Here is a 12,577-nt window from a genome sequence, read left to right on the forward strand (position 1 = left end):
AACAATATTATGTATCTATTAGAAGAGAAAATATACTTTTGGCTACTATGCATCATTCCGGTGCTAGTATTGCTATTTATATTTTTATCATACTGGCGTTATAGAGCACAGCGCAAGTATGCAGAAAAACATATGCTTTCTCATTTAATTCCAGATCGTTCTTGGTTCAAGCCTATCTTAAAACTAGTCACTATTAGTGTAGGAATTTTGTTTTTGGTAACCGCATTAGTCAATCTCAAGGCTGGAACAAAAATAGAAACCGTTAAAAGAGAAGGCGTTGACATCGTGTTTGCAGTAGATATTTCCAAATCGATGCTTGCTGAGGATATTGCGCCTAGTCGTCTAGAAAAATCACAACAACTAGTAACTCAAATCATTAATAACCTAGCTAGTGATCGTATAGGATTAATCGCTTATGCAGGATCTGCCGTGCCACAATTGCCTATTACCACAGACTATAGTAGCGCAAAAATGTTTTTGCAATCTATGAATACAGATCTAGTTTCTAGTCAAGGTACAGCCATTGCAGAGGCGATACAACTAGCAGAAAGTTATTATAGTGAAGATACTGAAGCTTCAAAAGTGCTCGTCATCATATCTGATGGTGAGGATCATGAAGGAGAAGCTCTAGATTATGCTGAGGCAGCTGCAGAAAATGGAATACGTATCATTACCATAGGAGTAGGTACTGAAAAAGGTGGAACCATTCCTATTAAACGCAATGGTATTGTACGTGAATTTAAAAAAGATAGAGATGGTAACACCGTTATAACCAGACTTAATTCTGAAACGCTAGAAGAAATAGCAAGTGTAGGTAATGGGGTTTATATCGATGGTACAGTAACCGCTAGCGTAATTGAAAAATTAAAAGAAGAACTCTCAGGTATTGATAAAGTTGAATTTGAATCACAGCAGTACGCAGATTTTGAATCTCAATTTCAATGGTTCCTGGGCTTTGGATTGTTCTTTTTATTTTTAGATATCTTTTATTTAGAGAAAAAAACGGCGTGGCTTAAAAAATTAAACCTTTTCAATGAGTAATAGTCATAAACATATTATCTGTGTGGTTGCATTGAGCTTGTTAGGTCTCGCTTTCGCGAAAGCGCAACAAAACAAAGAATTAGACAAGGCATATGATACAGCTGTTGCAGAAGCTCAAGAATATACAGCTGAAGGCGATTTTAATCAAGCAGAAGCATCTTATCGCAAGGCCACTGCACTTAAACCTGGCGCAGCAGAAGCTAGTTATAACTTAGGTACGCTATATTATAACAACGATAAAAAATTCAACTCTGTAGAGAATTATAAAAAGGCTGCCGAGGCATCTACAAGTAAAGAAGAAAAGCACAAGATTTATCATAATCTAGGGAACTCTTTTTTAGAAAATAAGCAATATGATGAAGCTGTAGAGGCTTATAAAAACGCCTTGCGCAATGACCCTACAGACGATGAAACTCGCTATAACCTTGCCCTTGCAAAACAAGAGAAAGAGAAAAATGGCGGCGGTGGCGGTGGAGGCAATGATGATCAAGATCAAGATAAGGATCAAGATAACAAAGAAGGTGATAAGGATGAGAATAGTGATGGTGATAATGAAGGTGATCAGAACGAGAAAGACGGTAAAGATCAAGAAGGCGATAAAGGCGATCAAAAAGAAAGTGATAAAGGAGAGAATAGTGAAGGAGAGAATGGTGATGGTAAACCTAAGGAACAAAATCAAGGACAGCAACCACAGCGTGTTGAAGGTAAATTAACGCCGCAGCAAGCAAGACAATTGTTAGAGGCGATGTCTAATGAAGAACAAAAGATTCAAGAAAAAGTAAACGCAAAAAAGGCTCAAGGCAAAAGCGTTAAAACAGAGAAAGACTGGTAATATGAGACATTTAATCATTTTCTGTTTGTTAATCATAACTGGCTGGACCAGTATGGCTCAAGTAGAATTTACAGCAACACCTACACGTGATAAAATTGCTATAAATGAACGCGTGCGTGTAGAGTTTAAGATGAATGTAGCAGGAGATAATTTTACGCCACCTAATTTTGAAGGTTTTCAAGTAGTTAGTGGTCCTATTCAATCATTTTCTCAACAATGGGTAAATGGTAAAAGTAGCATGAGTAAATCTTATAGTTACATTTTAAAGCCTAATAAGACAGGAAAGGTTACTATCAAACAGGCTGTTATGGAGTTTGAAGGAGCTGAGTATAAAACAGTCCCTTTTCAAATCGCTATCAACGGTGCTGTTGATGATCCTAAAGATGCAAATAGTCAAGAGATTACAGCAGATACTGATATTCACCTAGTCGCTGAGGTTTCAAAAGCAAATCCATATCTTAATGAACCTATTAAAGTGGTTTACAAACTGTATGTGGCAAATAACACTGGAGTAAGTGGATGGAATGAAATTGATAGCCCAAAGTATCCAGATTTTTGGTCTTTGAATATTGATAATCGTAATGCTCAAGTTAAAAACGGTAATTATCTAGGTCAACCGTATCGTTATTTACAATTAAGAGAAGTGGTTCTTTATCCACAGAAAACTGGCGAATTAGTTATTGAGCCTCTAACCTTAGATATTAATGTAGAAGTACCGACTAATAGGCGAGACTTTTTTGGTAGAACAGTTTTTAAAACGGTTTCAAAAACAGTAAGTGCAGGAAGTAGAAAAATAAACGTTAAGTCCATTCCGACAGCCGGACGTCCAGCAAGTTATACGGGAGCTGTAGGTGATTTTAAATTTAAGGTGGAACTTGATAAAGCGCAGTTAGATGCAGGAGAAAGTTTAAACGCTGTTGTTAAAGTGGGCGGAACTGGAAATTTAAAATTAATGGAATTGCCTAAACTTAAAGTTCCTCAAAGTCTTGAAGCTTATGAGCCAGAGCGTGGCAATGATGTTAAAACTAGTATTTCTGGAATGAAAGGAACTATAAGCGATACCTATGTAATAGTGCCGCAATATGGTGGGAAGTACATATTGCCACCGGTTGAGTTCTCTTATTTTGACCCCAAAAAAGAAACTTTTATAACTCTTAATAGTGGAGAGACTCTTATTGAAGTTAACGGTCCTGCGCCAGCATCTGGCTCTAATACTGCAGTTAATAATTCTACCGGCGCTAATAAAAATTTTATAAGCAACGATGCGCAATTTGCTTTTATCAAAACATCTACTGATTTTATAGATAAAGAATCAACCTATTTCTTTAATTCAACACCTTATTGGGTTGTTATAAGTGGTTCATTATTATTAATTCCTCTCGCCTTATTAGTAAGACGCAAACAAGAAACTATTGCTAGCGATGTTATTGGAAATCGATTGAAAACTGCAAATAGACTAAGTAAAAAATATTTAAGTGCTGCAAAGAAAAACTTAGGAAATCATGATCAGTTTTATATCTCATTAGAAAAGTCATTACACAATTATTTAAAATCAAAGCTCAATATTCAAACTGCCGAAATGTCTAAGGATAGAGTTAGTGAGTTATTATTACAGCGTGGTGCAACGGTAGAAACTAATAAGGAATTTGTAGAATTGCTAGCCAGTTGTGAATTTGCTAGATACACACCTTCCTCAGATAGTGGTATGCAACAAGACTTTGAAAAAGCTAGTAAAGTCATTAATGAAATCGATAAACAATTAAAACGCTAATTATGAAGTGGATGACAAGCTTTTTGATTTTGTTGATGACACTTATAGTAAGTGGTCAAGGTAGTGAAGTAGATGATCATTTTGCTAAAGCTAATCAAGCCTACACGGCTGAGAATTATCAAATGGCTATCTCAAATTATGAGGAGATACTTAAAACTGATGTTCACAGTGTTGACGTTTATTATAATCTCGGTAATTCCTATTATAAACTTAATCAGGTAGGACCTGCTATTTATAATTATGAAAAGGCATTAATGTTAGATCCTAGTAATGAAGATGTTTTAAATAATTTACAATTTGCAAAGCAAATGCGTATTGATGCAGTAGAGAGCTTACCAGAAAACGAATTTGAGTCTAAAGCAAGTTCAGTTGCGAGTTCCTTAACCATTGATGAATGGGCATATTTAAGCATTATTCTATTAATCATTTCTATACTTCTATTTGTACTATATCATTATTCTCAAACAGCTGGTAAGAAAAGGCTGTTTTTTCTATTAATGTTATTATTTGCTATTGGGGTAATTACTACAATAATAATAGGTTTTTATGCTCAAAATAACTTGGATAATCAGCAGTATGCTATCGTATATGCTGTAGAGTTTACTGCAAGAGAAGAACCTAAGCAGTCTAGCTCAGCAAGTTTTGTCATTCATGAAGGAACAAAAGTTGAGGTGCTAGAAGAGTTCAATGATTGGGCAAGAATCTCTTTAGAAAACGGTAGTAAAGCATGGGTAACTTTAGAAACAATTAAAAAGCTCTAATTCATATTTACTTATTCAGTACAGTGAACTGTTTCTTTTGTTTACAGGTTAACTCTTTTGTCGTTTTTTCTTTATACATTAGTTGATAGTGTTACTATTAATTAATAATAAAGAATAATGTTTAAATATTTATCTAAGGATATACCGGCAAGTGTCGTAGTATTTTTTGTGGCTCTACCTTTATGTCTAGGTATTGCATTAGCTAGTGGTGCACCACCATTTGCAGGAATGATTGCTGGAATTATAGGAGGTATCGTTGTAGGTTCTCTTAGTGGTTCTCAAATAGGTGTAAGCGGTCCGGCAGCTGGGCTAGCAGCTATAGTAATGACAGCCATTACTACCATGGGTTATGAAAACTTCTTAGTAGCTGTAGTAATAGGAGGAGTTATTCAAATACTATTCGGTATTGGTAAATTAGGTATCATTGGTTACTTTTTTCCGTCTTCTGTTATTAAAGGTATGTTGACCGGTATTGGAATCATTATTATTTTAAAGCAAATCCCTCATTTTTTTGGAATGGATGAAGATCCAGAAGGTGATTTTGCTTTCTTACAGCTGGATGGAGAAAATACTTTAACAGAGCTTCTTAAGGCTTTTAATGCATTAATAAGTGGTAACATTAGTGTCGGAGCGACGGTTGTAGCTATTATTGCTATGGCTATTTTACTACTGTGGTCCAATATATTATCTAAGAAAGGTAAATTATTTACTTTAATTCAAGGTCCATTAGTTGCCGTTGTGATAGGAATAGTATTCTATTTATTCACTAAAGATTCTTCACTTGCAATTACTCAAGATCACTTAGTAAAAGTTCCAGTACCTAAAGATTTTGATAGCTTCTTAGGACAATTCAGTTTTCCTAATTTTTCTTCTATTGGCAAAACAGAAGTTTGGATAACAGGATTTACTATTGCCTTAGTAGCATCATTAGAGACTCTGTTATGTGTAGAAGCTACCGATAAGTTAGATCCTGAAAAGAATGTAACTCCGACTAACAGAGAGTTATTTGCACAAGGTACAGGTAACATCCTATCGGGTCTGATAGGTGGATTACCTATCACTCAGGTTATTGTCCGTAGTTCTGCTAATATTCAATCAGGTGGTAAAACAAAACTATCTGCTATAATTCACGGTTTTTTCTTATTGATAGCAGTTATCTTAATTCCTACGTTACTCAATAAAATTCCACTATCTGTTCTTGCGGCTATTCTTTTTATTGTTGGTTTTAAACTAGCAAAGCCTTCTACATTTAAACAAATGTTTAGCCTGGGCTGGAAGCAATGGGTACCTTTTATAGTAACTATTTTAGGGATTATATTTAAAGACTTGTTATGGGGAATAGGGATCGGACTCGTAGTAGGGATTTTTATTACCTTAATTAAAAGTTTTCAAAATTCACATTTCTTGCACAAAGAAGGTGAAGATGTAAATGATGGAAAAATAAAAATGACGCTAGCTGAAGAGGTTACCTTTTTCAATAAAGCAACCATCCTTAAAGAACTAGACAAGATTCCTGAAAACTCTGTACTTGAACTAGACGTGACTAAGACAGTTTATTTAGATAATGATATCATAGAGATTCTAGAGGATTTCTCTCATAAAGCTAAGGATAGAAATATCACCATTGATCTAATCTCTCAACGTGGTAATGTTACTAATCCTGAAAGTTTTGTAGAATTCTTTAAACTGGATTATAAAGCAAAAAAGCTTCCTTTATCAGATCTTTAAGTGTTCTGTTTTAGAAGTTGCCAGATGTGTTTGTAGAATCTATTGGTGTCTCATTCTCATCTCTATCACCTCTTATCCTACGATCTACGCGATCAGCTTCTGCAAGAATTTTAGGAAGCAAAAAAGGTGCTAGTGGCTCTATGTGTTCATAAACTAAGCTGTCTTCGGTAGTTTGATCTCCTAAAAGATTAAATTCACCAGAGGCAGTTTTTATAAACATTAATATAACGCTTGCAAGAAAAGCCATTTTTATAAGCCCAAAAGCACCACCAGCTAGTTTATTCAAAAAGCCCAATTTTGCAGTTTTCATTAACTTAGTAATCAGCTTACCTACGTAGCTTATTACAAATATGATAACGACAAAAGTGATGATAAAGCTAGCTATCGTAATATATGTTTCTTCCCATTCAAATTGTTTGCGCAACCAGTCTCCTGCATAATTTGAGAAATAAATAGAGCCGTAAATTGCCGCAATTAAAGCGAGTAAAGATGTAAGCTCTACAAAAAAACCGTTGAGATAGCCCTTCCAAAGGCCTATCAATAAAACAATACAAATAACGATATCTAACCAATTCATAGCCGTAAATATAATGAGTTGGTAAAGAACTTAACGGTCTTGAATAAAAAAGGAGTGTAAAACTCTAGGAATTAAGTACCGACTTAATGGATTGCATTAAAGCTTTTCCGCCGTTTGCAAATACTTTTTCTGATTGCGCTTTCGCGAAAGCGAGACCTAAATCAACATCTGTTTCTGTCAAGTTAATCTGATCTTTTACATCGATACGTTCCGTACCATCTATACTTAATAGACAGCCGGTAAAATCAATTTTATTATCACGCACTTGAGCAATCGCACCTATTGGAGCGGTACAACCGCCTTCTAATTCTCTTAGAAAACGTCGTTCTATGTCAACACATCGTTGTGTTTGAGCGTGATTAAGTTGTGAGGCCGCTTCCAATACAGCGGTATTATGTCCCATTGCGGCAATCATCATCGCGCCTTGAGCTGGTGCTGGCACAAAACTATCTAAGTCTGAATATTCAAACCCATAATTACCTTTTAATTGCGATAATAACCCGATACGGTCTAATCCTGCTTTTGCAAATATTGCAGCATTCCAGTCTTTATTACTATGTAATTTAGAAAGACGTGTGTTAACATTGCCTCTTAGATCAACAACCTGATGTTGTGAGTACATATTAAGCCATTGGGCCTTGCGACGTAAACTACCAGTTGCGATAGTCATGGCTTCATCTGGATTAAAGTTAGACTTATATACTAAAATATCTTTCTGAGAAGCGCGCTCAAGCACAGCTGCTTGCACCATACCTTTAGGTAGTTGAGTAGGAACGTCTTTAAGACTATGCACCGCAATATCAATATCACCTTTAACTAGTGCGACATCGAGAGTTTTAGTAAAGATACCTGTGATGCCCATTTCATAAAGTGGCTCATCAAGATTAAGATCACCTTGTGATTTTACAGGTAATAATTCTGTTTGAAAACCTAAAGCTTCTAATTGAGACTGAACAGTTGTGGCTTGCCACATCGCTAGTTGTGAATCTCTTGTACCTATTCTTATTTTAAGACTCATAACTGCTTAATTCTTCTAGTTTAAAGACTTTATTGAGTAAACTTATCGCCTCTTCAGTGCTTTCATCTTCATTGCGTAAATGATTTGCAAAATGGCCAGCGATTTTTTGAATAATACGATCAGCTAGTACGTCTGCCTGTTCGTGATTAAAATCACTGAATTTTGTACGGCTATTTTTAATTTCAGCATCTTTAAGAGTAGAGAGTTTAGTTTTAAGGGCATGCATGGTAGGTGCAAACTGTCTAGAAACCATCCACTGCTTAAAATCTGCATGAACGTCTTTAATAATAGCCTGAGCTTGAGGTATAAAATTCTCTCTATTTTCAAGTGTCTTATGAGTCACTTTAGAAAGTTCGTCTAAGTGAATAAGCTTTACATTATCTAATTCTGTCACGTTATCATCCACATTTTTAGGTATGGATAGGTCCATGATTAGTAAAGGCTTATTAGTGTGTATGATCTGTTTAGAAACGGTAGGCTTTTGTGCGCCTGTAGCTACAATAATAATGTCTGATTGAGCAATTTCTTCTTCTAGTTGCGCATAATCTTTAACGATTAAGTCAAATCTTCCCGCGATACGTTCTGCCTTATCTTTAGTACGATTGATTAGTGTGATCTGCTTATTTTCTGTATGCTTTACTAGATTTTCACAGGTGTTACGACCTATTTTACCAGTTCCGAAAAGCAAAATCTTTTTTGCAGGTCCACCAGCAGGAAAGTTTTCTAAAATATATTGTGCACTAGCAAAACTAACTGATGTTGCACCACTACTTAACTCTGTTTCGGTTTTAATGCGCTTACTAGCTTGTATGACACAATTCATCAAACGTTCCATGTAGGCATTAATCAAGCCTAATTTTTTTGAGCGTTTGAACGCCATTTTAAGCTGTCCTATAATCTCAAAATCTCCTAATATCTGACTGTCTAATCCAGTACCTACGGTATAGAGATGATTACAGGCGTCTTCGTTTTTTTGAATGTAGGCTATTTTTTGAAACTCCTCTACCGTACCATGTGAATGCTCACATAATAATCGTATTAATTGAAAAGGATGCTGTGCAAATCCATAAAGCTCTGTGCGATTACAGGTAGATATCACTGCTAGAGAAGGAATGCCTTCTTCTTTTGCTTCTAGTAATAAATTGTTGATCCCTTCTTCTGAAAGTGAAAAAAGTCCACGAGTCTCGGCATCGGCTTTGCGATAACTGAGACCTATACTGTAAAATGAAAAATGTTTGGGCTGAGCTGCCGCCATATACACTTTGATAATGAAAAACAAAATTATAAGACTAATCGTTATTAAAGTAACGCTATGAGTTCCAATTTAAACGCAATGAGTTACTTTTGTAGTTAAAATGTATATTTTGTACTGATAAATGGTGTTGTAAACGCTTTCGCGAAAGCAAAACACTACTATTTAGAGTAATTATAAATAAGAATGAAAATGGAAAATATCGCTAAAGGTGCTGCTGAGGTGACCTTAATTGAAGAAGGATTTCAAGTAGTAAGATTAAAGAATGAAACAGATGACGTGGCGCATTTTCACCACGATGTGGATAATAGTTATATTCAATTTCATTTTTGTTTAAAAGGTCAGGTAGATCTAGCATTTAATGAAGGTAGTTATAAGTTAAGTCTTTCAGAACAAAACAGTTATCTGCTGTATAATCCTTCTCGAGATTTACCTATTAATCTAGATTTAAAGGGTCATTCTTGGTTTATATGTGTATTAGTTTCTATAAAAAAATTCCACTCGTTATTCTCTCCTGATGCACAGCATGTGAGTTTCTTAAGTGCCGAGAATAAGGATAAGAAATATTATGTTGATGGCAGTATATCGCCGTCCATGGCTGTGGCATTGCATCAGTTAATGAATTATAATTTGAACGATGCTATTAAGAGATTATACTTTAAAGGTAAGTCTTATGAATTGATGTCTTTATACTTCAATAGTCCAGAAGATGCAGATGTTGAGGCATGCCCATTTCTAGTAGATGAGGACAATATGCGTAAGATTAAAAAAGCCAAGGAAATCATTATTGAACGTATGACCAATCCACCATCTCTTAATGAACTAGCGATGGAAATAGGATTGTCTCTTAAAAAATTAAAAGAAGGTTTTAAAGAAGTGTATGGAGATACCGTTTATGGATTTTTACTGGATCATAAAATGGATTATGCACGTCAACTCCTAGATAGCGGTCAGCATAATGTAAATGAAGTCGGTCTTAAAGTGGGCTATAGTACAGCAAGCCATTTTATAAGTGCCTTTAAAAAGAAATATGGTACGACGCCTAAGAAATATTTAACCGGTAATTAAATGATATTGATATTAGGATTGTTTTTTAAGCAATCCTAATATCTCCTTATAGGTTTTCTCATTGTCCAAATGAGTACTTAAGTAATTATAAACTTTGTTAATCACATCTTGTGAAGCGCCTAGGCTTTCAAAAAGAGCAAGGTCTTGTGACCAGTTTTCAATATTCCCTACAGTCTCGCCTAATCTTTCACTCGCAATAGTGACTTCTCTGATCTCCTTATAAACATCAGCCTTTTTAAATTTTACAATCTCTGTATAGAGATCGTTAAAAGTCATTTGTTCTACTTTTTTCTCTTTAGAAATACGAGCTAGCATGGTATTAAAAACGTCCATGTTACCAAAAAAATTCACATCAAATTCATCGAGGCCACATGGTCTTAATTTTGCAATTTCCTTGAAGAGCACATTCTCATTTGCAAAAGAACCATCGAGCATAAAATTTAATTTCTCATTAAGCTGCATTTCGCAAGTTTCGATTGCATTGTCTTCTGATGGACTATGCTGTGCTTGAGCAGCTATAGCTAGGAACATTGCAGCAAAAAAAAGGATTTTCTTCAAAGTGATTTTATTTATTTTAATAACGTGTCGTGGTAATTCTTAGTACACTAGGCAAAGAAAATGCCAAAACAATCCAAATCCAACTAAACTATCACATTTTCTGATATCCTTACTTCTTCAAGCGCTTGTTTTACATCGGCAATAAGGTCATCGCTGTTTTCTACACCTATCGATAAGCGCACAAGTGAATGCGTGAGGCCTATAGATTCTGCGTGATTTTCATCTACGCCTGCGTGCGTCATAGAACGTGGATGTTCTGCAAGACTTTCTGTTCCACCTAAACTTACTGCAAGGCGTATTAATCTCAACGAGTTCAAGAATTTAAATGCTTCTTTCTCTCCGCCTTTAATTTCAAAACTAATCATGGCGCCTGGTCCGTCATATTGTTTTTTGTAGATTTTATAATCTGGAGCATCTGGTTGTATTAAACCTAGGTAATTGAGCTTAGTGATTTTTTTATGGCCTTTTAAAAAGTTAGCAACCTCTATAGCATTGCGTTGCTGTTGCTCCATACGTATTTTTAGAGTTTCCAGACTGCGCATTAACATCCAGCCTGTATGTGGAGAAGCCATGTTTCCTAAGAAAGTTCGTAGAACCTTAACACGATGCATAATCTCTGCATTACCTAATACGGCACCAGCAATCAAGTCGCTATGTCCACCTATATATTTTGTGGCGCTGTACATGACGATATCGGCACCTAATTGTAATGGATGCTGCCATAATGGTCCCATATAAGTATTATCGACACCTACGAGGACTTTTTTATCACTTGTTGAAAAATGATCGGCAATTTCTCGACACATTTCAATATCTATTAAAGCATTAGTAGGATTTGCAGGTGTTTCAATATGCATAAGCGCCACTTTATCTGCATATCCAGCATCTTCTACCAGTTTGATAATGTCATCTTTACTCATTCCAGATTTAAAACCTAGAGAATGGATACCGTATTTAGGTAAAAAGTGATTGATGAAATGATCTGTTCCACCATAGGTAGGTGAACTGTACAGCAACACTTGTCCTGGTTCTAAAAACTCCATAAGAACAGTCGATATGGCGCTCATGCCACTTTCAAAAACTGCGCAATCATCTGCTTTATCCCATAAACGTAGTCTGTTTTCTAGAATTTCTAGGTCTGGATTATTGATACGACTATATATCAATCCCATTTCCTCACCTGGCAATTTATCACGCTTTCCATAGGCGAGTTCAAAAAATGCTTTGCCTTCTTCTGCATTTTTAAAGACAAAGGTAGAAGTTAAAAATATAGGACATTTAATAGCGCCTTCAGATAATTCAGGTTTATAACCGTAGGACATCATTAGGCTTTCGGGTTTCATAGAATCTTTCATAATGTTGGCTGTTTAAAACTAATCCTAATGTACTTTTTTTTGAGGATTCAATCGATTTCGTAAGCGATTTTTTTATGAATCCTATTAGAAAGTCTATAAAATGATAATTCCGTAATGTAAGACCTACATTTTTGTTATTTAAGATTTTCTTAACTTTAAGGTTTCAACCTATAAAACCAATTAATTATGCCTTACAGTTCAAAACCCCAGATGTGGTTCTGGGTACTCGCTATTATCTTTTTACTATGGAATCTTATGGGAATAGGCGCATGGTCCACAGAAATGGCAGCACCCGATATAATGATGGAGCAAATGACTGAACAACAACAAGAGTTATATCAATCAAGACCTGGTTGGTATATGTATGTTTATGGAATAGCTGTATTTGCTGGACTATTAGCTTGTATAATGTTGTTATTTAAAAGAAAACTAGCGGTAATACTATCTTTAGTATCGTTATTTGCGGTTATTATAACAACTAGCTTTAATTTCTTTAATGGCTCATGGGGTATTATCAACACCTCAGATAAGTTTTTCTTCTTAAGTGTTCCTTTGTTGTCCATTTGTCTTTGGCTATTTGCTCGCAGCGCCGCTTCTAAAGCCTGGTTGCGATAGT

Annotated in this window: 12 protein-coding genes; 7 read left to right on the forward strand and 5 right to left on the reverse strand. The window is 35.4% G+C overall.

Features of this window, described 5'->3' with window-relative positions; genetic code table 11:
* Window positions 1-9: 9 nt before the first annotated feature.
* From ACJJVI_RS06165 to ACJJVI_RS06185, 5 genes are all read left to right on the forward strand, one after another.
* Complete coding sequence (locus tag ACJJVI_RS06165) at window positions 10-1,041, forward strand: VWA domain-containing protein (protein WP_405351022.1); 1,032 nt, start codon at window positions 10-12, stop codon at window positions 1,039-1,041.
* On the forward strand, window positions 1,034-1,873 hold the full coding sequence (locus ACJJVI_RS06170; protein WP_036583131.1) for a tetratricopeptide repeat protein: 840 nt from the start codon (window positions 1,034-1,036) through the stop codon (window positions 1,871-1,873). The genes ACJJVI_RS06165 and ACJJVI_RS06170 overlap by 8 nt, the downstream gene beginning before the upstream one ends.
* A gap of 1 nt (window position 1,874) precedes the next feature.
* The gene (locus ACJJVI_RS06175) at window positions 1,875-3,644 is read left to right on the forward strand and encodes a BatD family protein (protein WP_405351023.1); all 1,770 of its coding nucleotides are present in this window, start codon (window positions 1,875-1,877) and stop codon (window positions 3,642-3,644) included.
* Between the two features lie 2 nt (window positions 3,645-3,646).
* Complete coding sequence (locus ACJJVI_RS06180; RefSeq protein ID WP_405351025.1) at window positions 3,647-4,405, forward strand: tetratricopeptide repeat protein; 759 nt, start codon at window positions 3,647-3,649, stop codon at window positions 4,403-4,405.
* A 117-nt stretch (window positions 4,406-4,522) separates the two neighbouring features.
* Complete coding sequence (locus ACJJVI_RS06185; RefSeq protein WP_042269329.1) at window positions 4,523-6,133, forward strand: SulP family inorganic anion transporter; 1,611 nt, start codon at window positions 4,523-4,525, stop codon at window positions 6,131-6,133.
* Window positions 6,134-6,143: 10 nt separating this feature from the next.
* On the opposite strand, the gene ACJJVI_RS06190 is transcribed toward ACJJVI_RS06185, so the two are convergent.
* From ACJJVI_RS06190 to hemA, 3 genes are all read right to left on the reverse strand, one after another.
* The gene (locus ACJJVI_RS06190; RefSeq protein ID WP_036583114.1) at window positions 6,144-6,710 is read right to left on the reverse strand and encodes a CvpA family protein; all 567 of its coding nucleotides are present in this window, start codon (window positions 6,708-6,710) and stop codon (window positions 6,144-6,146) included.
* A gap of 64 nt (window positions 6,711-6,774) precedes the next feature.
* A complete protein-coding gene (gene hemC / locus ACJJVI_RS06195; protein WP_042245301.1) occupies window positions 6,775-7,728 on the reverse strand; it encodes a hydroxymethylbilane synthase in 954 nt (317 codons plus the stop codon).
* Entirely contained in the window at window positions 7,718-8,983 is a 1,266-nt protein-coding gene (gene hemA / locus ACJJVI_RS06200; RefSeq protein WP_036583110.1) for a glutamyl-tRNA reductase, read from the reverse strand. Before hemA ends, hemC begins: the two co-directional genes overlap by 11 nt.
* 189 nt (window positions 8,984-9,172) lie before the next feature.
* On the opposite strand from hemA, the gene ACJJVI_RS06205 reads away from it, so the two are divergent.
* Window positions 9,173-10,048, forward strand: a complete 876-nt coding sequence (locus tag ACJJVI_RS06205; protein ID WP_042245303.1) for a helix-turn-helix transcriptional regulator — start codon at window positions 9,173-9,175, stop codon at window positions 10,046-10,048.
* 12 nt (window positions 10,049-10,060) lie between these two features.
* Here the strand turns inward: ACJJVI_RS06205 and ACJJVI_RS06210 are convergent, their stop codons facing one another.
* Window positions 10,061-10,606, reverse strand: a complete 546-nt coding sequence (locus ACJJVI_RS06210; protein ID WP_405351028.1) for a hypothetical protein — start codon at window positions 10,604-10,606, stop codon at window positions 10,061-10,063.
* An 83-nt stretch (window positions 10,607-10,689) separates the two neighbouring features.
* On the reverse strand, window positions 10,690-11,961 hold the full coding sequence (locus ACJJVI_RS06215) for a cystathionine gamma-synthase family protein (RefSeq protein WP_405351030.1): 1,272 nt from the start codon (window positions 11,959-11,961) through the stop codon (window positions 10,690-10,692).
* Window positions 11,962-12,171: 210 nt separating this feature from the next.
* On the opposite strand from ACJJVI_RS06215, the gene ACJJVI_RS06220 reads away from it, so the two are divergent.
* Entirely contained in the window at window positions 12,172-12,576 is a 405-nt protein-coding gene (locus tag ACJJVI_RS06220; RefSeq protein ID WP_042295374.1) for a hypothetical protein, read from the forward strand.
* Window position 12,577: the final 1 nt, after the last annotated feature.

This window comes from Nonlabens sp. Asnod3-H03 (assembly GCF_045063665.1).
In the GTDB taxonomy this organism is placed as follows: domain Bacteria; phylum Bacteroidota; class Bacteroidia; order Flavobacteriales; family Flavobacteriaceae; genus Nonlabens; species Nonlabens ulvanivorans.